Annotated in this window: 18 protein-coding genes; 5 read left to right on the top strand and 13 right to left on the bottom strand. The window is 71.8% G+C overall.

Translation table 11 applies throughout. The features are described from left to right. Positions 1-7: 7 nt before the first annotated feature. Entirely contained in the window at positions 8-1,669 is a 1,662-nt protein-coding gene (locus LH62_RS25225; protein ID WP_043364827.1) for a Na/Pi cotransporter family protein, read from the top strand. Positions 1,670-1,732: 63 nt separating this feature from the next. Here LH62_RS25225 and LH62_RS25220 read toward each other — a convergent pair whose 3' ends face one another. The 4 genes from LH62_RS25220 to LH62_RS25205 all read right to left on the bottom strand — a co-directional run bounded on the left by LH62_RS25220 (position 1,733) and on the right by LH62_RS25205 (position 6,847). Beyond that, on the bottom strand, positions 1,733-3,169 hold the full coding sequence (locus LH62_RS25220; protein ID WP_043364826.1) for a DEAD/DEAH box helicase: 1,437 nt from the start codon (positions 3,167-3,169) through the stop codon (positions 1,733-1,735). A gap of 280 nt (positions 3,170-3,449) precedes the next feature. Next, a complete protein-coding gene (gene moaB, locus LH62_RS25215; protein ID WP_043364825.1) occupies positions 3,450-3,989 on the bottom strand; it encodes a molybdenum cofactor biosynthesis protein B in 540 nt (179 codons plus the stop codon). Between the two features lie 28 nt (positions 3,990-4,017). After that, positions 4,018-5,880 carry a lytic transglycosylase domain-containing protein gene (locus LH62_RS25210; protein WP_236552626.1) on the bottom strand — a complete coding sequence of 621 codons (1,863 nt, stop codon included), beginning with the start codon at positions 5,878-5,880 and terminating at the stop codon, positions 4,018-4,020. 136 nt (positions 5,881-6,016) lie between these two features. After that, positions 6,017-6,847 carry a uracil-DNA glycosylase family protein gene (locus LH62_RS25205; protein WP_369796816.1) on the bottom strand — a complete coding sequence of 277 codons (831 nt, stop codon included), beginning with the start codon at positions 6,845-6,847 and terminating at the stop codon, positions 6,017-6,019. A gap of 79 nt (positions 6,848-6,926) precedes the next feature. On the opposite strand from LH62_RS25205, the gene LH62_RS25200 reads away from it, so the two are divergent. Beyond that, complete coding sequence (locus tag LH62_RS25200) at positions 6,927-8,630, top strand: electron transfer flavoprotein-ubiquinone oxidoreductase (protein WP_043364822.1); 1,704 nt, start codon at positions 6,927-6,929, stop codon at positions 8,628-8,630. Positions 8,631-8,661: 31 nt separating this feature from the next. Here LH62_RS25200 and LH62_RS25195 read toward each other — a convergent pair whose 3' ends face one another. After that, positions 8,662-9,735, bottom strand: a complete 1,074-nt coding sequence (locus LH62_RS25195; protein ID WP_236552625.1) for a phosphotransferase family protein — start codon at positions 9,733-9,735, stop codon at positions 8,662-8,664. A 32-nt stretch (positions 9,736-9,767) separates the two neighbouring features. Here LH62_RS25195 and LH62_RS25190 point away from each other — a divergent pair, with 32 nt between their 5' ends. Continuing rightward, positions 9,768-10,232, top strand: a complete 465-nt coding sequence (locus tag LH62_RS25190) for a TspO/MBR family protein (protein WP_043364818.1) — start codon at positions 9,768-9,770, stop codon at positions 10,230-10,232. Here LH62_RS25190 and LH62_RS25185 read toward each other — a convergent pair whose 3' ends face one another. The 4 genes from LH62_RS25185 to LH62_RS25165 all read right to left on the bottom strand — a co-directional run bounded on the left by LH62_RS25185 (position 10,233) and on the right by LH62_RS25165 (position 13,957). Further along, positions 10,233-11,183, bottom strand: a complete 951-nt coding sequence (locus LH62_RS25185; protein ID WP_052214903.1) for a tripartite tricarboxylate transporter substrate binding protein — start codon at positions 11,181-11,183, stop codon at positions 10,233-10,235. A 184-nt stretch (positions 11,184-11,367) separates the two neighbouring features. Beyond that, entirely contained in the window at positions 11,368-12,144 is a 777-nt protein-coding gene (locus LH62_RS25175; protein WP_043364815.1) for an enoyl-CoA hydratase-related protein, read from the bottom strand. After that, a complete protein-coding gene (locus tag LH62_RS25170; RefSeq protein WP_043364814.1) occupies positions 12,141-13,208 on the bottom strand; it encodes an LLM class F420-dependent oxidoreductase in 1,068 nt (355 codons plus the stop codon). The genes LH62_RS25175 and LH62_RS25170 overlap by 4 nt, the downstream gene beginning before the upstream one ends. Beyond that, positions 13,205-13,957: a glutaredoxin domain-containing protein gene (locus LH62_RS25165; protein WP_043364813.1), complete on the bottom strand. Its 753-nt coding sequence runs from the start codon at positions 13,955-13,957 to the stop codon at positions 13,205-13,207. Before LH62_RS25165 ends, LH62_RS25170 begins: the two co-directional genes overlap by 4 nt. A 133-nt stretch (positions 13,958-14,090) precedes the next feature. Here LH62_RS25165 and LH62_RS25160 point away from each other — a divergent pair, with 133 nt between their 5' ends. Then, complete coding sequence (locus LH62_RS25160) at positions 14,091-15,170, top strand: TRAP transporter substrate-binding protein (RefSeq protein WP_043364812.1); 1,080 nt, start codon at positions 14,091-14,093, stop codon at positions 15,168-15,170. A gap of 22 nt (positions 15,171-15,192) precedes the next feature. Here the strand turns inward: LH62_RS25160 and LH62_RS25155 are convergent, their stop codons facing one another. Genes LH62_RS25155 through LH62_RS25140 form a run of 4 tightly spaced genes read right to left on the bottom strand, consistent with a single transcriptional unit; the run spans position 15,193 to position 20,710 of the window. After that, a complete protein-coding gene (locus LH62_RS25155; RefSeq protein WP_160299890.1) occupies positions 15,193-16,581 on the bottom strand; it encodes an HlyD family type I secretion periplasmic adaptor subunit in 1,389 nt (462 codons plus the stop codon). Next, positions 16,565-18,262: an ATP-binding cassette domain-containing protein gene (locus LH62_RS32560; protein WP_043364810.1), complete on the bottom strand. Its 1,698-nt coding sequence runs from the start codon at positions 18,260-18,262 to the stop codon at positions 16,565-16,567. Before LH62_RS32560 ends, LH62_RS25155 begins: the two co-directional genes overlap by 17 nt. Next, a complete protein-coding gene (locus tag LH62_RS32555) occupies positions 18,259-19,995 on the bottom strand; it encodes an ATP-binding cassette domain-containing protein (protein ID WP_052214902.1) in 1,737 nt (578 codons plus the stop codon). The genes LH62_RS32560 and LH62_RS32555 overlap by 4 nt, the downstream gene beginning before the upstream one ends. Before the next feature lie 4 nt (positions 19,996-19,999). Further along, positions 20,000-20,710, bottom strand: a complete 711-nt coding sequence (locus LH62_RS25140; protein ID WP_160299889.1) for a hypothetical protein — start codon at positions 20,708-20,710, stop codon at positions 20,000-20,002. A gap of 140 nt (positions 20,711-20,850) precedes the next feature. Here LH62_RS25140 and LH62_RS25135 point away from each other — a divergent pair. Further along, positions 20,851-21,340 (top strand): transposase (locus tag LH62_RS25135; RefSeq protein ID WP_144404692.1); only part of this gene is annotated, 490 nt, incomplete at its 3' end.

Raw genomic sequence — 21,340 nt, 5'->3', positions numbered from 1 at the left:
GGCAGGGATGGGCGAAGCGCGGCTGCTGCTGGAACTGGCCGGCGAGGCTGCGCTGCTGCTGTGGGGCCTGCACATGGTCCAGAGCGGCGTGCAGCGCGCCTTCGGCAGCCGCTTGCGCCAGGCGCTCGGCATCGCCCTCGGTGGGCTGGGCCGCGCCTTCCTCGCCGGGCTCGGGGTGACGGCGGCGCTGCAAAGCAGCACCGCGACGGCGCTGATGGTCGGCTCCTTCGCCGCCTCGGGTGCGGTTGCCCTGGCCCCGGCGCTGGCGGCGATGCTCGGCGCCAATCTCGGCACCGCGCTGATCGTCCAGCTTCTCTCCTTCGACGCGACCGCCGCCTTTCCCACGCTGGTGCTCGTCGGCGTGCTCGCCTTCCGGCGCGGAAGCCGGGCGCGGACGCGCGACCTCGGCCGCGTCGCCATCGGCCTCGGGCTGATGCTGCTGGCGCTGCACGAGCTGGTCGGCAGCATGGCCCCGGTCGAGGCCTCGCCGACGCTCCGCGCGCTGCTGACGGCGGTGGCGGACCAGCCCCTGCCCAACCTGCTACTCGCCGCCGCCATCGCCTGGGCGGCGCATTCCAGCATCGCCGGCCTGCTGTTCGTCGCCGGTCTCGCCGGCAGCGGCGCGGTCGCCCCGGCCGCAGCCCTGGCGATGGTGCTCGGCGCCAATCTCGGCAGCGCGCTGAACCCGCTGCTGGAAGCCGGCGGCGACCGTGGCGACCGCGCCCGCCTCCGCGTCCCCGCCGGCAACCTGCTGAACCGGCTGATCGGCTGCGCCCTCGGCCTCCTGCTCCTGCCGCAGGCGACCGGCTGGCTCCAGGCGCTCGACCCGGCGCCGGCGCGCTTGGTCGCCAATGCGCATCTCGCCTTCAACCTGGCGACCGGGCTGCTCGCCCTGCCGCTGGTGCCGGCGCTCGCCGCGCTGCTGCGCCGCTGGCTGCCGGAGCGGTCCGCCGCCGCCGATGCCGGCACGCCGCGTTACCTGGATGAAGCCGCGCTCACCACCCCATCCGTCGCCCTCGCCAATGCGGCCCGCGAGGTTCTGCGAATCGCCGACCAGTTGGAGGCGATGCTGCGTGGCTCAGCCGCCGCCTTCCGCGGCCAGGACCGCGAGGCCGCGCGCGCCATCAACCGCATGGACGATGTGGTGGACCGGCTGCACCGCGCGGTCCATTCCTACCTCGCCCGCATCCCGCGCGAGACATTGGGCGACGAGGAAAGCCGCCGCCTCGCCGAGATCCAGGCCTTCGCCATCGCCCTCGAGCACGCCGCCGATGTGGTGGAGCGGGACCTGGTGCGCCATGCCGCCAAGCGCCTGCGCCGCGGCCTCGCCCTCGGCGCCGAGTCGGCGCGGGAGATCGAGGCCCTGCACGCTACCCTGCTGGAGCAGCTTCGCCTGGCGATCGCGGTCTTCATGATGGAGGATCCAGAGGCCGCCCGCCGCCTGGTCCGCGGCAAGGAAGGCCTGCGCGCCGCCGAGCGCGACGCCGCCCGGCGCATGGCCGATGCCGGCGCCCTCACGGCCGCCGAAGGTGGCCGCGCCGCCGGCCTGTTGCTGGATGCGGTGCGCGATCTGCGCCGTGTCGGCGGCCATCTCGCCGCCGTCGCCCATCCGCTGCTGGAGCGGCGCGGCGAACTCCTGCCGAGCCGCCTCGCGCAGGACGAGGACTAAGCTTCGCTCGCGCCGGCAATGACGCCCTGAGCGTGTCCACTCAGGGCGATCACGGTCTTGACCTTAGTCGTCCCCGCCGACGCGCCAGGTCTGCGTCCGGCTGCCCGGCTTGGCGCCGCCGCCATCGCGGAAGTCGCCATCCCGCCACCGCCGGTCGCTCCGGGTCTGCTCGCTGATCGCGGCCGGCATCGCCCGCCGCCGCGTCTGGTTCGCGTTGGCCCCGGCCGGCCGCTGCTGCGACTGGCCACCGCCCGGCTGGCCCTGCGGCCGCGACGCCCCGCCGCGCCCGCGGCCCTGGCCACCGCCCCGATGCCCTTGGGGCCGCCCGGCCGGACGCCCGGTCTGCACTGGCCGCGTCACCGGGCTCGACTGGTCCTGCCGATGGTCCTCGGCCGGGATCGGCGTGCGGATCAGCTTCTCGACCGCCCAGAGCTTGTCGAGCTCCTCCGCCGCGACCAGCGCCACCGCCTCGCCCGAGGCGCCCGCGCGGGCGGTACGGCCGATGCGGTGCACATAGCTCTCCGGCACGTCCGGCAGGTCGTACTGCACCACATGGGTGACGTTATCGACGTCGATGCCGCGGGCAGCGATGTCGGTCGCCACCAGGATCGGCGCGCTGCCCTCGCGGAATTCCTGCAAGGCCCGCTCGCGCTGGCCCTGGCTCTTGTTGCCATGGATGGCATTGGCCTGCAGCCCATCCTGGGCCAGCTGCTTCACCACCCGGTCGGCGCCGTGCTTGGTGCGGGCAAAGACCAGGGTGCGGCCGACGCCCTCGCCCTTCAGCAGCTTGGCCAGCAGCATGCGCTTCCGCGCCGTCTCGACATGCAGCACGCGCTGCGCCACGCGCTCGGCAGTGGTGGCGACCGGCGCCACCTCGACCCGGGCCGGGTCCTTCAACAGGTCGCCCGCTAGCCGGCCAATCTCGGTCGGCATGGTGGCGGAGAAGAACAGGGTCTGCCGCGCCTTCGGCAGGGCCGGGATCAGCTTGCGGATGGCGGGCAGGAAGCCCTTGTCCAGCATCTGGTCGGCCTCATCGAGCACCAGCGTCTCGACGCGATCGAGCCGCGCCGTGCCCGCCGCCATATGGTCGAGCAGGCGGCCGGGTGTGGCCACCAGCACGTCGATGCCGGCCGCCAGCGCCCGGCGCTGCCCGCCATGCGGCACGCCGCCGAAGACGGTCGTGACGCTGAATCCGAGATGCGCGCCATAGGCCTTGAAGCTGTCGGCGATCTGGGTGGCGAGCTCGCGCGTTGGCGAGAGCACCAGCACGCGGCTGCCGCCACGCGGCGGCCGGCCGCCTTTGGCGATGAGTTGGTTGAGGATCGGCAGCGCGAAGGCCGCCGTCTTGCCCGTCCCCGTCTGGGCGATGCCGAGCAGGTCGCGCCCTTCGAGCACGAGCGGGATGGCCTGGGCCTGGATCGGGGTGGGGGTGGTGTAGCCGGCCTCATCGAGCGCGCGCAGGAGGGGTGCGGCGAGGCCAAGATCGGTAAAGCTTGTCACGAAATCGGTAATCCCAGACACGCGGCGCCTGACGCGGACCCGGTCATGGGTCGCCGCGGGGTTTCAGGTGGAGACCCCGCGTGGCTGGGTCGATCCGGAAGATGGCTTCCTGTGCGCCGGCAGTTCGACCGGGTCCCGCTTCGCCCAGCAAAGGCAGCCCAAGGGGCCGCGCGCGGACTGAAACCGGGACAGGGTGGCCGCTCACGCGGCCGGGCACCACCGGGGCATGTCGCCGCCGGTACCGCCTACATGCGCCCTCGCAGCTGCGAAAGCAAGGGCTTCACGCCGCCCGCATATGCTCCTTCAGCCGCGGCATCAGTTCGACCAGGTTGCAGGGCCGGTGCCGGGCATCGAGCTGGAAGAGCAGGATATCGTCCCAGGCATCCTTGCAGGCCCCGGTCGAGCCGGGGAGGGCGAAGAGATAGGTCCCGTTCGCCACGCCCCCGATCGCCCGGCTTTGCATCGTGCTGGTGCCGATCTTGCGGTAGCTGAGCATGCGGAACAGCTCGCCGAACCCCTCGATCTCCTTCTCCAGCACCCGCTTGAAGGCTTCCGGCGTCACGTCGCGCCCGGTGATGCCCGTCCCGCCGGTGGTGATGCCGCAATCGATGTTCGGATCCTCGATCCAGCGCCGCATCACCGCCTCGATCGCATCCGCCTCGTCGCGGACGATCTCCCGCGCGACGCAGCGATGCCCCGCACCCTCGATCCGCTCCTGCAGGGTCTGCCCCGAGCGGTCGGAGGCGAGGTCCCGCGTGTCGGAGACGGTAAGGACGGCGATGTTCACCGGGATGAAGGGCAGGCTTTCGTCGATCGGCATGGCGGGCGCTCCGTGATCTCGTCGGGCGCTACCGTAGCGCAGCCGGCCGCCGGCGCAGCATGGCGACGACATCTTCAGGCCCGGCGAATTTCGGCACGCTCCCGGCCGCCATCTGGTCAAGGCTCGGCGCCGGCAGGCCGAGCCGGCTCGCATAGATCCAGGAATAGGCCATCACGCGTTGCACGAAGGCCCGCGTCTCGTCGATCGGGATGGCTTCGATGAACAGGAAAGGATCGTCCCGGTGCCCGCTCGCCGGCAGCCATTTCTGCAGGTTGCCCGGCCCCGCATTATAGGCCGCGAGCAGCCGGATGAGGTTGCCCTCTACCCCCTCGTGCCGCGCCAGGTAATGCACGTAGCGCTGGCCGAGATCGAGCGAGAAGCCGGGGTCGTGCAGCCGGTCCCGGTTCTCCGCCGAAAGCGATGGGTCGCCCGCCACATAGCTCGCCGTCGCCGGCATGAGCTGCATCAGCCCACGCGCCCCGGCCGGCGAGACCGCTGCAGCATCGAAGCGGCTTTCCTGCAAGGCGAGCGCATAAAGCAGCGACGGATCGACCCGGAACCCGCCTTGCGGCTGCAACCTGGGCAGCGGGAAGCGTGCGAAATCCCGCGGCCGGCCGTCCGCTCCCTGGCTTGCCGCCGCAAGCTGCGAGGCAAGGCCGTTCATCCCGGCGGCCGAGGCCACGGAGAGCATCGCCCGCACCAGCGCCGGGTTGTTCCTGGCCTGGCCCCAGAGCTGCCGCAACTCCGCCTCGGCCCGCCCTGCCTGGCCGATCTGCAAAAGGGCGAGCGCTCGCCAGCCGCCAGCCGTCTCGGCCAGCGCCGCCGTTTCCGCCTCGCCGGCCAACTCGCCCTCCCAGGCGAATTTGTTCGGCAGGCCCAGCGCCCGCCGCGCCACCTGGCCGTAGAAGGTCCGCGGCTCCTGCGCCGCCTGCGTCATCCAGGAGACATAGAGCTGCGGCTGCCGCGCCCGGACCGCCGCCCGCCCGGTCCAGAAGGCCGCCGCCGAGCGTAGGGCCGGCGCCGCCGCCTCGGTTCGCGCCGCCCGCTCGAAATAGGGCAGGGCGAGGTCGTAGCGTTCCATCCCCCAGGCCGCGAGCCCCGCGGCGAAGGCGGCGATGCCGTTCTCCCCCCTGCCGGCGGACTGCCGCAGCGTCTCGGCGGCGATGCGGAAGGCCTCCTCGTCCCGCCCGGCACGGAACAGGCCGATCGCCAGGTCGGCCCGCAGCAGCGCCGCATAGGCCGGCGAGAGCCCGCGCGTCCGCCCGATCAGCGCCAGCGCCGCCGCCGCATTCCCTTCCCGGGCCTTGTCCCGCACCGCCCGGTCGAGCACCGGGTTGCGGGTGACTGCGGCGCCGTCGCGCTCCTCGGGCGCCAGGGACTGGTCGGGCGAAAGCACCTCCGCCGCTTCGGGCGGGGCCGGAAGCGCCGTCCCGCGGGGCAGCATCTCGGCGAGCCGGGCATGGATCCGCGGCGCGTCCGGGTGATCCGTATGGTGCGCCAGCCAGGTTTGCAGCGCCGCCGGATTCGGCTGCCCTGCCGGCCGAAGCCAGCGATCAGCCAGCACTTGGCCGAGCAGCCTCCGGTCCTCCAGCCGCTCCGTCTCGCGCTCCGCCGCGGCAAAGTCGCCCGCCGCCTGCGCCTGGAAGATGCGCCGGAGCCGCGCCGCCTCGGAGGGCGCCAGCACCTGCGGCAGCCCGGCCATCCCGCCGGGCGAGGCGGGACGGGGCAGGATCATCGCGGTCTGGCCGAAGGAGGCCGGAATGGCGGTCGAGGCTGGGGCCCTTTGCGCCTGGGCTGAGGCCGTGGCCCCCGCCGTCAGCGCCGCCCCCAGCAGGACCCCGCGGAGCAGGGGGCGAAGGAGGCAACGGGCCATGGGGCTGATCGCGCGCATGGCACGTTCCCGTTAGCGGTCGCGAGCACTGAAGCGCAACCCCTCAATTGCGGTATCAGGATGAGATACGTTCCACCTGGGAGTGAATTGCCCGACATGCCATGGCCACTGGCATGTATAACAAATCCGTTGGCATCTAATCTTTGCCGTCGATTTTCCGTCGCAGCATCAGCAGGTCGTTCCAGGCCTCGCGCTTGGCCGTGGGTGTGCGCAGCAGATAGGCTGGATGGAGGGTGGCGAGCGCCGGCAAGGCTTGTTCTTCATTGGTCGTTACTTGATGCCAACGTCCGCGTAGCCGCGTGATGCCTTCCCGCGAGCGCAGCAGCGCCTTGGCCGAAACGCCGCCCAGCAGCACCAGCAGCCGCGGCCGGGCCAGCTCGATATGCCGCAGGATGAAGGGCAGGAAGAGCGCGATCTCCGCATCGGTCGGCGTCCGGTTGCCGGGCGGGCGGAAGGGCAGGATGTTGGTGATGTAGAAGTCCCGCTCCCGGCTAAGCCCGACCGAGGCCAGCATCCGGTCGAGCAACTGCCCGGAGACGCCGACGAAGGGCCGGCCCAGCCGGTCCTCGTCCGCCCCCGGCGCCTCGCCGATGAACATCAGCCCGCTCTCCGCCACGCCATCGGCGAAGACGAGGTTCATCGCCGTCTCCTTGAGCGGGCTGCCCTCGAACTGCGCCATGGCCTCGCGCAACGCTGGCAGGCTGTCGGCCCCGGCCGCCAAGGCCTGCGCCCGGGTCCCTGCCAGGCTCGCCGGCAGGAGTTGCGGCTGCGCCCGCAATGGGGCAGGGGAGGAGCCAGGAGCCGGGAAGGGGGCACGCGCTGCCGGCGCCTCGGGACGTTCCGGCAGCCGCGCTGCCCGGTCGTGCGGCTCCGCGTCCAGCGCCTCGTCCACGCCCCAGTCGAGCTGGAGCCTGAGGGCCGCGATCAGCGCTTCCTGTGTCTCCGCCTCCATCCGCGCCCCCGTCAACGGCCTATATTCCTGCCCCCGGGGTTCCGTGCAACCCGAAGCGACGCTACATGCGAGGGCGAACCAGGAGGAGCCAGGCATGTCCGGTGCCGAAGAGCGCGAGGCAATGGAATTCGACGTCCTGATCGTGGGAGGAGGGCCCGCTGGCCTCGCCGCCGCGATCCGGCTGAAGCAGGTCGCGCCCGATGCCACGGTCTGCCTGGTCGAGAAGGGCAGCGAGATCGGCGCCCACACCCTGTCGGGCGCGGTGCTCGAAATCCGGGCCCTCGACGAGTTGCTGCCCGACTGGCGCGAGGACCCGCCGGCGCTGGCGACGCCCGCGACCGACGACCGCTTCATGCTGCTGACGGCGACCCGCGCGGTGAAGCTGCCGACGCCGCCGCAGATGAACAACCATGGCAATTACATCGTCTCGCTCGGCAATGTCTGCCGTTGGCTCGGCGCCAAGGCCGAGGCGCTGGGCGTCGAGATTTATCCGGGCTTCGCCGCCTCCGAGACGATCATCGAGGACGGGCAGGTGAAGGGCGTCGTTGCCGGCGTCGCCGGCATCCAGAAGGATGGCACCAAGGGCCTGGCCTACGAGCCGGGGATGGAGCTGCGCGCCAGCTACACCCTCTTCGCCGAAGGCTGCCGCGGCTCGCTCACCAAGCAGCTCTTCGAGCGCTACGACCTGCGCCAGGGCGTCGCCCCGCAGACCTACGCGCTCGGGATGAAGGAGCTGTGGGAGATCCCGAAGGAGAACCACAAGCCCGGCCTCGTCTGGCACTCGACGGGGTGGCCGCTGACCTCGGACACCTATGGCGGCTCCTGGCTCTACATGCTGGGCGAGAACCTGGTCTCCATCGGCTTCGTCGTCGGCCTCGACTACTCCAATCCCTGGCTATCGCCCTTCGACGAGTTCCAGCGCTTCAAGACGCACCCCGAGGTGCGGAAGATGCTGGAGGGCGGCAAGCGCGTGGCCTACGGGGCGCGGGCGCTGAACGAGGGCGGCTTCCAGGCCATCCCGAAGCTGGTCTTTCCGGGCGGCGCGCTGATCGGCGACTGCGCCGGCTTCCTCAACGTGCCGAAGATCAAGGGCACGCATACCAGCATGAAGACCGGCATGCTCGCCGCCGAGGCTGCCGCCGCGGCGATCGCGGAGGAGACGCGCGTGCCGGTGCTCGACAGCTACCCCACCGCGCTCGAGGCGAGCTGGGTCTGGGAGGAGCTGAAAGGCGTCCGCAACATCCGCCCGGGCTTCGCCAAGTACGGCTTCTGGGGCGGCCTCGCCAATGCGGCGCTCGACACCTACGTCTTCCGCGGCAAGGCCCCCTGGACCTGGCCGCACCATGCCGACCACGAGACGCTGAAGCCTGCGAGCCAGGCCAAGCGCATCGTGTATCCGAAGCCGGATGGCGTGCTGACCTTCGACCGCCTTTCCTCGGTCTTCCTCTCCAACACCAACCATGAGGAAAACCAGCCCGCCCACCTCCAGCTCCGTGACCCGGACCGCTGGAAAGGCGTGAACTGGGACCAGTTCCGCAGCCCCGAGAGCCGCTACTGCCCGGCAGCGGTCTACGAGGCGGTCGGGCCGGATGCGGAGCGCGAGTTGAAGGGCACGCCGGATCCCGAGGCCACCGGCCCCGGCGGCGATGTCGAGGCGGGCGACGGCGGCGCGCGCCTCGTCATCAACGCGCAGAACTGCGTCCACTGCAAAACCTGCGACATCAAGGACCCGACGCAGAACATCGACTGGCGCACGCCGGAGGGCGGCGGCGGGCCGAACTATATCGGCGGGATGTGACGGAGCAGGGTAGCGGCACCTTCGGGCGCCGCTACCCTTCGATGCATTCCAGCCCGCGCCGGGCAAAGGCGATGGACAGGTCGCCCACCGTCAGCGCATCCGCCGAGGCCGCCGTCCCCGTCCGCGCCCGCACCGCGATCCCCTCGAAGATCACCGCGAAGCGGAACATGGCGAAGGCCCGGTGGAAGGGCTCCAGCCGCGGCGCCGGCGTCCGGCGGCAGGCGTAGTAATGCGCCACATACTCCTCCTCGCCCGGGATCCCGAGCGCCGCGAGGTCGAGCCCCCGCATGCCGCCATACTCCTCCGGCGTGCTCCGCCAGGGGATGGTGCTGAAGGCGAGGTCGGCCAGCGGATGCCCGATGGTCGAGAGCTCCCAATCCAGCACCGCCACCACCTGCGGCCCGTTGGGCGCAAACATCACGTTGCCCGGCCGGTAGTCGCCATGGACGATGCTCGCCTCGCCGTCATCGGGCGGGATGTGCGCCGCGACCCACCCCGCCAGCTTGGCGAGTTCCGGAATGTCGCGGAAGCGCTGCCCCTCCCACTGCCTGGTCCAGCGCCCGACCTGCCGCTCGAAGTAGTTGCCCGGCCGCCCGAAGCCCTCCAGCCCTGCCGCCTGCCAGTCCGCGTCGTGCAGCCGCGCCAGCGTCTCGGCGAAGGAGAGGTACATCGCCCGCCGCTCCGCGACGGCCGCCCCCGGCAGGTCGCAGGTGCCGAAAACCCGGCCCGCGACGCGCTCCATGACGTAGAAGGGCGTCCCCACCACTTCCGCCCCCTCGTGGAAGAGCACCACCGGCGGCACCGGCACCGCGCTGCCCGCCAGCGCTCGCAGCACGCGCGCCTCCCGGTCGACGGCATGGGCCGAGGGCAGCACCTCGCCCGGCGGCTTCTTCCGCAGCACCAACCGGCGGTTCGCATAGGTCACGAAGAAGGTCGGGTTGGACTGCCCGCCTGAGATGCGCTCGACTGCCATCTCCCCCTGCAGCCCCGGGATGGCGCTCCGCAGGAAGTCATCCAGCCGCGCGGCCTCGAATTCAGGCGCCTCGCCCATACGCACATCCTCCCAATCCGGCGTGAGCATGGCCGGGGCGAGGGGAGGGGGCAACCGTTCCGCCCCGCTTGCGCTAAGCTCGCCGCATGAGCGCCAACACCCTCGCCCTGATCGGCTTCCTTGCCGCCTGCTTCCTCGTCGCCTGCTCCGGCGCGGTCTTCCGCCCGGACAACTGGTACGAGCGGCTGGCCAAGCCGAGCTGGAACCCGCCCAACTGGGTCTTCGCCCCAGCCTGGACGGTGCTCTACATCCTGATCGCCATCGCCGGCTGGCTGGTCTGGCGAGAGGCCGGCTTCATCCCCGCGCTTGGCCTTTATGCCGTGCAGCTGGTGCTGAACGCCGCCTGGTCCGGCATCTTCTTCGGAATGAAGCGCCCGGACCTCGCCTTCGCCGAGCTGGTGCTGCTTTGGCTCTCCATCCTCGGCTGTATTCTGCTCTTCGCACCGGTCAGCGCCACCGCGGCCTGGCTGATGGCCCCCTACCTTGCCTGGGTCACCTTCGCCGGCGCGCTGAACTACGCGATCTGGCAGCGCAACCCGCGCGCCGCCTGATCAGCTTCGCTTCCGGCTCATGCCGGAGGCGACCAGCGCCGCCTCCACCCCCGGCTGCACCTGGCGGATCTCGGCCAGGGTGCGGGCGCCCTCGATGACACGGCTGGCGATGCCGCCCGCCGCTTGCCGCGCCTGCACCTCCGGGTCCCGCGCCGCCGCCATCAGCGCCGCCTCCAGCCGCTCGCGGATCGGTGCCGGCAGCCCCGCCGGCCCGGCCCAGATGATGAGCTGCCGGGTCGCCGTCTCGTAGCCCTGCTCGATCAGCGTCGGTACCTCGGGAAAGTCCGGCCAGCGATCGACGCTCGCGCTCGCCAGCATCCGGAGCTGCCCACCCCGCACCAGCCCGATCATCTCGGATGTGCCGGAATAGGTATCCACATGCCCGCCGGCCACCTGGCTCGCCGCCTCGGTGATGCTGCCGAAGGGCACGTAGCTGATCTGGATGCCCGCCAGCCGCGCCAAGTCGAAGAAGCTGACCGCCGAGCCTGGGTTGGTGCTGGCGACCGTGATCGTCCGCCGCCGCCCCTCCGCGATGAAATCCTGCAGCGTGCGGACATTCGGCATGGAGGGACCGACCGGCAGGCCGACCCGCAGCTCCGAGGTGCAGCCGAGGAAGTCGAAGCTTTCCCAGGGCTTGTAGGGCAGGTCCATGGTCAGCGGAGCCACCACCAGCGCCGAAAGCCCAACAAGGCCAAAGGTATAGCCATCCGGCCGCGACTGCGCGATCCGCCCCGGCCCCAAGGTTCCGCCTGCCCCCGGCGTGTTCCGCACGGGGATGGCGACGCCAAGCGTCTTCTCCATATGCGCGGCGATGGCGCGGGCCACCACATCCGTGCCGCCGCCGGGCCCGAAGCCGGTGACGAGGCTGATCTCCCGGCTCGGCCAGCGATCCGCCTGGGCCAGGGCAGGCGTGGCGAGCGCCATCCCGGCGATGAGCGTTCTGCGCTTCATTGTTTCCTCCCTGTCAGGAAGGGCTTTGCCCTCCCCGAACCCTTCCCGTCAGGCCGAAACCCGGTCTGGACCGGTCCGTGCCTGGAGCATGACCCGCGATCACTGGATCAAGGATCCTGCTCCAAGCAATCATTTCGTCCCATGATTCACGCCTCCGGCCGCTCCAGCCTTTGGCGATCATGCTCTAGCGCCCGACCCAGCGGGGGGCGCGCTTCTCCACGAAGGCCTTCGGGCCTTCCTGGAAGTCCTCGGTCTGCTTGATGCGCTCGCTCGCCGAGCGGCTCATCTCCCAAAGCGCCTCGTCATCCAGCACCAGCGCCTGCCGGGCGATGCCAAGGCTCTCCCGCACCGCCAGCGGCGCATTGGCGGTGACGCGCCGCGCCAGGTCCAGCGCCGCCTCCCGCACCTCGCCCTGCGGCACCACCGCATTCACCAGCCCATGCTGCAAGGCGAGCGCCGCCGGTATCGGCTCCCCGGTGGCGATCATCTGCAGGGCGATCGCCTTCGGCAGCGCCCGCGGAAGCCGGAACACCCCGCCCGCCGCGGCGACCAGGCTCCGCTTCACCTCCGGCAGGCCGAATGTCGCCGTCTCTGCCGCCACGGCCATGTCGCAGGCCAGCAGCAACTCCAGCCCACCCGCCAGCGCATGCCCCTGCGCCGCCGCGATCCAGAGCTTGGTCCGTGGCGCCTTGACGAAGCCGCCGAACCCATACCTCGCCCCGGCCAGTGCCGTGCTCCGTCCCGCCGAAACCTCCTTGAGGTCGGCCCCGGCGCAGAAGGCGTGCGGCCCCGCCCCGGTCAGCACCACGACCCGGATCTCCGGGTCCGCCTCCGCCCGGTCGACCGCAGCCTCCATCCCGGCGCTGACCGCGGCATTCACCGCATTCCGTGCCTCGGGCCGGTTGATGGTGACGAGCGCGACATGCGGCTCCACCATCTCGAACAGCACCGCATCGCTCATGCCACGCCTCCCGCCGGGGCCAGCCCCGCCGCCTCTGCCATGACCTCGATCGCCGCCGGCTGGCGCGACCGCACATTGAGCGCATCCGCCCCGCTTTCCGCCCAGGCGCGGAACCGCTCCTTGATCCGCGCCGGCGGGCCGACCAGCGACTTCATGTCCACCCAATCGTCCGGCACGGCGGCGATCGCCTCCTCCTTCCGCCCGGCGAGGTAGAGCTCCTGGATGCGCGCCGCGGCCTCGCCGAAGCCGCGCCGCTCCATCATGTCGCGGTGGAAATTCTTGTCCTTGTGTCCCATGCCGCCGACATAGAGCGCGATCTCCGGCTTCAGCTTCGCCAGCGCCCCGCGCACGTCGTCCGAAACCTCGACATGCGCGCTGGCCTGGATGGTGAAGTCCGCCCGCGTCTTCGGCCTGCCCGTCGCCTTTTCGGCACGGCGGAACCCTTCCTCCAGCAGCGGCTGGAAATGCCCGATGGTGCCGGGCACGAAGCCGAGCGCCAGCCAGCCATCGGCGATCTCGCCGGTCAGCCGCACCATCGCATCCGTCTCCGTGCCCAGATAGACGGGGATGGCGGGGTTCATGTGCAGGATCGACTTCAGCGGCTTGCCGATGCCGAGTGCGCCGGGCCCGGTATAGGGCAGGGGGATCTCCGGCCCGTCATGCGTCACTGGCGCCTCGCGCGCCCAGATCTTCCGCATGATCGCCACATAGTCCTTCACCCGGTAGTAGGGCTTGCCCCACGGCTGGCCGTACCAGCCCTCGACGATCTGCGGCCCGCTGACGCCGAGCCCGGCGATGAACCGCCCGCCGCCCGCGAGGCTGTCCACCGTGCCTGCGCACATCGCCGCATTGGCCGGCGTCCGCGCGGCGAGCTGCATCACCCCGGTCCCAAGCTTGATGCGCTTCGTCACCGCCGCCAGATAGGCCAGCGGCGAGACCGCGTCCGACCCATAGGCCTCCGCCGTCCAGACGGAGTCGTAGCCAAGCTCCTCCGCCCGCTGGACGAGCGCGACAGGCACGTCCAGCTGCGCCTTTGAATATCCGATCGAGAGCCCGAGCTTCATCCCCACACCTCCTCCGGCATCGGCAGGCCGGCGAAGACCTCCGGCCCCAGCGCCCCGTCGGGCGCGATCCCCATCCGCTCCAGCACCCACATCAGCTGCCGCGTGTGCTGCCCGCTATGCCAGACGGTGCGCTCAAAGAATTCGTGCAGCGACTGCCGGCCGTAATAGACCTGCGCCGCCTCCGTCCAATCCCGCCCGCGCCCCGGCCCGTCGAACCAAGCCGCGAGCCGCCCCTTCACATCCGCCGCATAGGCCAGCAGCGCGGCCCGCTCCGCCCTGGGCGGCAGCCGGAAATAGGCCTCGTAGCGCAGCGGGATGCCCGCCTCGTGCTCGAGGAAGGCATCGACGATGTTGACGATGTGGTAGACGAGGTCGGCATGGCTGCGTGGCCGGTCCGGCAGCAGCGTGCCGAGGCTGTCCTCCGGCAGCTGCGCCGCGAAGCGCGCCGCCCCGGCGAGGATCGCCTCCTGCCGCCGCCGCAGCTCCGTCACGGGCAGCACCTGCGGCGCACCGAGGTCGATCCCGACCAGCTCCGCCACGTCCCGCAGCACCTGTCCGTTCGCCCAGGCGTCGTCCCGCGTCACGATGGGCACCTGCCGCAGCCCGAAGCGCTCCAGCTCGGCATAGGCCGCCCCATCCGCCAGCACGTTGCGGGATTGGAAGGGGATGCGGTGCCGCGCCAGGAATTCCTTGGTACGCAGGCAGCTGGTGCAGCCGGTCATCCAATAGACCCGCACATCGTCGGGCATGGCGGCGTTCCTCCGGGATTTTCCCGCAGTCTATACGCCTCGCGCCATCCGACCAGCCCGACCGCAGGGGCTTCCCCGCCGGCCCCATCCATGGTTCTTCCCGCCCCCGAAAGCATCCCGGAGGGAACCACCAATGAACCGCAGAGCCATCCTCGGCCAGGCGACGCTTGCCGCCACCTTGGCAACGCCCGCCCTCGCGCAATCCACGCCGGCGTTGCGCTGGCGCCTGACCAGCAGCTACCCGACCTCGCTGGACGCCATCCACGGCGCCGCCCACGTCTTCGCCCGCACCGTGGCCGAGCTGACCGAGGACCGCTTCCAGATCCGCGTTTTCGGCCCCGGCGAGGTCGTCCCCGCCCTCCAGGCGCTCGACGCCGTCCAGGCCGGCACGGTGGAGTGCTGCCACACCACCTCCTCCTTCTATGTCGGCAAGAACCCGGCCTTCGCCTTCGCCACCGGCGTGCCCTTCGGCCTCAACACCCGGCAGCAGAATGCCTGGATGTACGAGGGCGGCGGCATCGACCTGCTGAACGAGCTCTTCCGCCAGTACAACACCTATGCCCTGCCGCTCGGCACCACCGGGGCACAGATGGGCGGCTGGTTCCGCAAGGAAGTGAAGACCGTCGAGGACCTGCGCGGCCTCAAGATGCGCATCGCCGGCCTCGGCGGCACGGTGCTCCAGCGCGTCGGCGGCGTCCCGCAGCAATTGGCCGGCGGCGACATCTACCCGGCGCTCGAGCGCGGGACCATTGATGCGGTCGAATGGCTCGGCCCCTATGACGACGAGAAGCTTGGCTTCAACAAGGTCGCGCCATTCTACTACTATCCCGCCTGGTGGGAGGGCGCGGCCAACACCACCTTCGTCGCCAATCTCGAGCAGTGGAACGCCCTGCCGAAGAGCTACCAGGCCGCCATCCGCACCGCCGCCGCCGAGGCGACGCACTGGATGGTCGCCCGCTACGACACCCGCAACCCGGAGGCGCTGCGCCGCCTGCTCGCCGCCGGCACCCAGCTCCGCGCCTTCCCGCGCGAGGTGATGGACGCCTGCTACCGCGAGGCCATGGCGCTGGAGGCGGAACTCGCCCAGAAGAGCCCGGAATACGCCAAGATTCACGCCGCCTGGTCGAAGTCGCGCGACGACATGCGGGCTTGGTTCCGCGTCGCCGAGCTGTCCTTCGACAACTACATCGCCCAGGCCGCGCAGCGGCGGTGAGGGGAGGGGCCCCGCGCCCCTTCTAATCCCTCAGGGCGCGCCGCGCCGCGGCGCTCAACGGCGTCCACAGATAGGCGAAGGGCGTCCGCCTTTCGCCGAGGATGTAGAGCTCCGCCGGCATGCCCGCGACCGGCGCGAGATCCGGCACCGACTCCAGCTGCCCAGGGTCGAATTCCAGCCGGACGAGGAAATACGGGTCGCCGTTGTTCTGCGGCACCTGCACATCGGCGCCGACGACGATCACTCGCCCTTCCAGCATCGGCACGTTGCGCGTGCGGTAGCTGCTCAGCCTGATATTCGCCCGCTGCCCCACCGAGACCTGCTCGATATCGGTCGGCTGCACCCGGCCTTCGACCACCAGCCGGTCGTTCAGCGGCACCAGGTCGAGGATCGGCTGCCCGGTCTGGATCGTCGCCCCTGGCGTGAAGGCCTGGATATTCGTCACCTTGCCGGCTTCGGGCGACAGCACCTCGCGCCGCGCCAGCACGTCCTGCGCCGAGCGCAACTGCTGCAGGGCCGCGGCCGTCGTCGCCTCGGTGGTCTGCATGTCGTTGGCGATGTCGGAGAGCCGGGCGAGCCGCAGCCCCTCCAGCTGCCGCTGCGCCTGGATGATGCCTTCGCGCAGCTGCGCCTCCTGCGCATTCGCCTGCCCGATCGTGGCGACGAACCCCGCCTCCTGCTGCTGCAGGTTCAGCACGGTGAAGCGCGAGGCATAGCCCTGCGTCAGCAGCCTGTTGTAGCCGGCGATCTGCTCCCGCACGGCCATGAGCTGCCGCCCGGCGCCGTCGCGCTGCGCCTGGGCGCCTGCCACCTGCTCCTGCAACTGGGTGATGGCGCGTTCCTGCACGCCGACCTGCCCGTCGAAGGCTGCCCAACGCGCGGCGAACAGCGCCTGCTCCGCCTTGAGGAAGACCTGGATCGCCGGGTCGGCTCCCGCCGCCGCCTCCAGATCGACCGGGAAGGCCAGCTGCCGCTGCTCCGCCTGCTCGGCCCGCAGCCGGGCGACGCGCGCCCGCCCGCTCCAGTAGGCGGCCTTGGCCTGCCCCGCCGTCGCCTCCGCCTGCGTCACGTCGAGCTGCAACAACGGCTGGCCCGCCTGCACCACGGAGCCTTCCTGCACCAGCAGGCGCCGCAGGATACCCGGCTCCAGCAGGTTCACCGTCTTCCGCCGCCCCTCGGGGACGAGCTGCCCGCCGGCCAGCACCGCCCGCTCGGCGACGGTCATCGTTGCCCAGCCGCCGATCGGCAGCAGGGTGATGGCCAGCGTCAGCAGCGAGCGCCGCACCAGCCGGTGGACCGGCGGGCTCTGCACCGCCCGCTCCAGCTGCTTCTGCAGCGAGTCCTGGGGAAAGGCCGAAGGGAGGGCCGGGGGCAGCGCCACAGGCGCCCCATGCTTAACCAGCTGCTGCACGATGCCGCTCCATGTCACTCTCATCGGGCCCGCCCGCGAGCCATTCGAAGGCGCCGCCGGCCTCCAGCCGCAGCCGGTGCCCGGCAAGGTCGGCCCAGGTTGCCGGCTCATGCGTCACCACCAGCACGATCGCGCCGGCGGCGCTCGCCCCGCTCACCGCGGCCCGCATCGCCTGCCGCGCCGCGCCGTCGAGGCCGATCTCCGGCTCGTCCAGCACCAGCAGCCGCGGCATGCCGTAGAGCGCCCGCGCCAGCCCGACCAGCCGCCGCTGCCCGGCCGAAAGCCCGGCGCTGGTCCCGGCCGGGGTCTGATAGCCCTGGGGCTGCCGCCCGATCATCTCATGCGCACCCGCCATCCGCGCCGCAGCCACCACCAGCTCCGCCGGGGCACCCGGCCCGCGACCGATATTGGTGAAGATGTCCATCTCCAGCAGCTGGACGTCCTGCGGCAGGTAGCCGATCCGCGCGCCGAGCGTGCCGCGGTCGCAAAACCAGGTGTCCTGCCCGTCGAGCAGTACGCGCCCTTGATCCGGCGGCACCAGCCCGAGCACGAGCCTCAGCAGAGTCGTCTTGCCCGCGCCGTTGCCGCCCTCGACCAGGAGCACCTCGCCCGGCGCCAGGGCGAGGCCGAGCCCCGCCAGGACCGGCCGTTCCCGCCCCGCCGGGTGGAAGCCGAGGCCCTCGACGACCAGCCCCGGCCGCGCCTCGGCCAGAGGCTGCCGGGCGATAACCTGCGCCTCCTCCGCCAGCGCGCGGCGCAGCCGCGCCCAGGCCTGGGTGCCGGCCTGCCAGGCCTCGAAATGCTGCACCAGCCCGGCGAGCGGCCGCAGCGCGAACTGCCCGAGCAGCACGGCGCCGAGCACCAGCCCGATCGTCCCGCGCCCCTCGATGACGTGGAGCACGCCGGAGGCAACCAGCCCGATCATGGTCAGCGCCGCGACCAGCATCTGCAATTCGCGGATCGCATCGCCCCGCGCCGCGGCCATGTCGGCGAGGCCGAGCGCCGCCTCGTGGCGCCGCTGCCAGCGCCCGAGCAGGGCCGGCAACTGGCCGAGCCCGCGCACCAGGTCCCCATGCACCAGCTGGCCGGCCAGTTCATGGCCCGCGGCCGCAAGCTCCGCTTCGGCCGTCGCCGCGGCCGGGCCCGCCACCCGCCGCAGCACCAGCCCGAGCAGGGCCGTCGTCGCCATTCCGGCCAGCAGGATCCAGCCGAACCCCGCATGCAGATGGAAGACGAGCCCCAGCGCCGCCGCCGCCCCGATCAGGTCAAGCAGCCCCGCCACCGCCTCGCCGGTGACGAAGCGCTGCGCCGCCGCGACATCGCCCAGCAGATCAAGCCCCGCCACCATGTCGCGCCGCGCCGCCCGCCGGATCGCCGCCTGCAAGGCTTCCGCCCGCAGGGCGAGGCCCAGCCGCTCCGCCATCGCCTGCAGCAACGTCTCCCGCCGGTGCCGGTAGTAGGCGGCAAGCAGCGTCGCCATGGCGAAGACCAGCATCAGCGCCAGCACGGTGTCGGCGTTCTTGCTTTCCAGCACGCCATCGGTGATGTGCGCGATGCTGAGCACCAGGTCGAACAGCCCAAGCATCCCGCCCAGGCTGAGCAGCAGGATCGCCAGCACGCTCCCCGGCCCAAGCCCCATGGCCCGCAGCCAGCCGCGGCGCTGCGGCATCGTCGCGCTCATGCCGCCGCCGCCTTGTGCCCGGCCAGGCGCGGGGCCTGCGCCGCCGCCGCAACCCGCGACGGCCCATCCTGCGCCCCGGCCGGCACCAAAGAGCCGTTCCGCAGCGCGAGCACCCGGTCCGCCGCGCCGACCAGCGCCGGCCGGTGCGTGGTGAAGACCACCGCCACCCCCTCCTGCCGCAGGGCGCGGAGCAGGCCGATCACCTGCGCCTCGCCCGCCACATCCAGCCCGCCCGCCAGCTCGTCCAGCACCAGGACCCGCGGCCGGCCGTAGAGCGCCCGGGCCAGGGCCAGCCGGTGCTGCTGCCCCATCGAGAGCGGCCAGGCCCCGGCCACCGGCGTCGCATAGCCGAGCGGCAGGGCCGTCACCGCCTCATGCACGCCGGCCCGCCGCGCCGCATCGAGCACCAACGCCATGTCCGGCGTGCCGAGGCGGGCGATGGCCTCCGCCACCGTGCCCCGCCCGAGCAGCGGCTGCTGCGGCAGGAAGCCGACATGCCGCGCCAGGTCCTCGCGATCCCACTGATGCACTGCATGGCCGTCCAGATAGACGCCGCCCGCGCCAGGCGGATAAAGCCCCATCAGCACCCGCAGCAGCGTCGACTTGCCGCAGCCCGACGGCCCGACGATCGCCACCGCCTCGCCCGGCTCCAGGGCGAGGTCGACATTGCGCAGCAGCACCGGCTGCATCCCGCGGAAACCGAAGGTCAGGTGCTCCGCCACCAGCCGCGCCCGCGGGCAGGGAAAGGGCGTGCCGCGGTGGACGCTCGGCGTCTCCGCCAGCAGCCGCCGCAGCCGCTGCCAGGCCACCATGGCCTCGGCCACCTCCCGGCTGCCGCCGACGAAGGCGGCAAAGGGCGCGGCCAGGGCGAAGGCAAGGAAGAAATACTCCATCCCCGCGCCACGCCCGGCCATCCCGCCCAGCACCAGGAAGGCCATCAGGAAGAGAAAGGCGCCGCCGAACAGGCCGAGTACCGCATCCAGCGCCAGCCGCAGCCGGCTCGCCCGCCGCCGTGCCAGGAAGGCCTCCCCTGCCGCCTCCGCCCCGGTCGCCAGCAGATGCCCCGCCAGCCGCGGCAGCATCCCCATGGCGAGGATCGCCTCGCCCGCCCGCATTGCATCGGCGGCGAGACCCTGCGCCTGAGCGCCCGCGGTCCGCGCCAGCTCCATCTCCCGCCGCAGCGCCTGGACCAGCGCATGGCTCAGCAGCCCCGCCACGCCATAGAAGAGGATGGTCAGCACCGCGAAGGCCCAATGCACCGCGAAGGCCAGCAGGATCAGCAGCGGCAGGGCGAGGATCTGCACCAGCGCCCGCGCCGCCAGCCCGGCGACGCCCCGCCGCAGCACCGCCAGATCCTCGAGCGCCGCGCTGCCGAGCGCCTCCGGTCGCCCGGCCCGCTGCGCCAGGGCCAGCGCCGCCGCCACGCCCAGCCGCCCGGCGACGAAGCGCGAGAGCCGCCGCAGCCCCGCCGCCTGCTGCAGGCCGAGCGCGCCGGCGACCACCAGCAGCAGCGCCCAGAGGCAGAGCACGGTGCCGAGGGTGTCGAGGCTCCGCGTCTGCGGCACCGAGGTCAGCAGGGCCGCCCCCGCCTCGACCATGGCGAAGCCCGCCCCGGCGGCGAACAGCCCCAGCATCACCAGGAACGCCACCAGCCGCCGGAGGCCGAGCCTGAGCGGCCCCATCGCCTCCGACAGCGTGGTCTGGAGGCCGCTTTCCAGCGTCGCGCGGGCCAAGGGGCTAGATCCCGTAGCGGGCGAGGATAAAGGCCATGACGCCGCAGCCGAGGCCCGCCAGCAGGCCGATCAGCACCACCTGCCAGACGTCGACCCCGCCTTTCGCCCCGGCCTCCGGCGGCGTCACGAGCTGGGCGAGCTTCTCGTCCAGCCGAGTGATCCAGAGCTCCATCGTGTCCAGCCGACGCTGCATCTCCTGCCCGGCCTGGGCCAGGGCATCGAGCGCATTGCGATCCGGCAGGCCGGCCATGCGGCGCCGCATGGCCTCCATCTCCCCGCGCATGGCCGTGTGCTCGGCCACCAGCGTCTCCGCCACGATCTGGATCTGCGCCGTGGCCGTGGCCGGCACCAGCGCCTCTTCCTGCCGGCGCGCATGCACGGGCACCTGCATCGTCCTGCCGTCCCGGCCATGGGCGATGACGGAAAGGTCGCGCAGCTGGCGGAACCACTGACGCTGGAGCGGGAATTCGAAGGCATGGCTGCCATCGCCGATGCCGTGCTTGGCAAGGTCCGGCCGCGGATTGCTCGCAACCACGGTGGCCACCACCTTACCTTCGAGGCGAAGCTCGACCTTCACGCGGTATCCGGGATGGGCGGCATCCCAGACCCAGCCGTAGAGCCGGTCGGCCGTCGCGTTGTCGATCAGCCCGCGAATATCGGAGGGCGCGACCATCTCCCCGGCCAGCGGGGCGTCCTCGGCCAGGGTGGCATCCATCGGCATAGGCGAAGATTCCCTTGGAGCAGCCCCGGAGCGGGGGAGATCGCTCGATCGCAACAGCGGGCCAGGCGATACCGGCCCTGAGCTAGCAGCTTGTCGGATTCCCATCTGGCCTGAAATGGGCGAATCTGGCGGGCATGACAGGGTTCATTCCGTTCAGCCGCGAGCAGGCCTTTCTGCTGCCGCCGGATGCCAAGGACTGGTTGCCGGCGGACGACGTGGCGCACTTCGTAGTGGCGGCGGTGGACCGGGTGCCGCTCGGCGCCTTTGCGGTGCGGCCGATCCCGGGCGGCAAGGCGCAGTATCACCCGCGCCTGCTGCTGGCGCTGCTGATCTACTGCTATGCGAACGGCATCTTCTCCTCGCGGCGGATCGAGCGGGCGACCCACCGCGACATTGGGGTGCGCTACGTGGCGGCGAACCTGCACCCCGACCACGACACCATTGCCGCCTTCCGCCGGGCCAACCGCGCTGCCTTCGAGGCGGCCTTCCTGCAGGTGCTGCTGCTGGCGCGCGAGAGCGGCCTGCTGCGGCTCGGGACGGTTTCGATCGACGGCACCAAGCTCGACGCCAACGCCTCCAAGATCCGCTCGGTGCGGTATGACCGCCTGGTGGGAGGGCGCGGCC

This window comes from Belnapia sp. F-4-1, assembly GCF_000802185.1.
Taxonomy (GTDB): Bacteria; Pseudomonadota; Alphaproteobacteria; order Acetobacterales; family Acetobacteraceae; genus Belnapia.
This window is presented reverse-complemented; position numbering and strand designations above follow the sequence as displayed.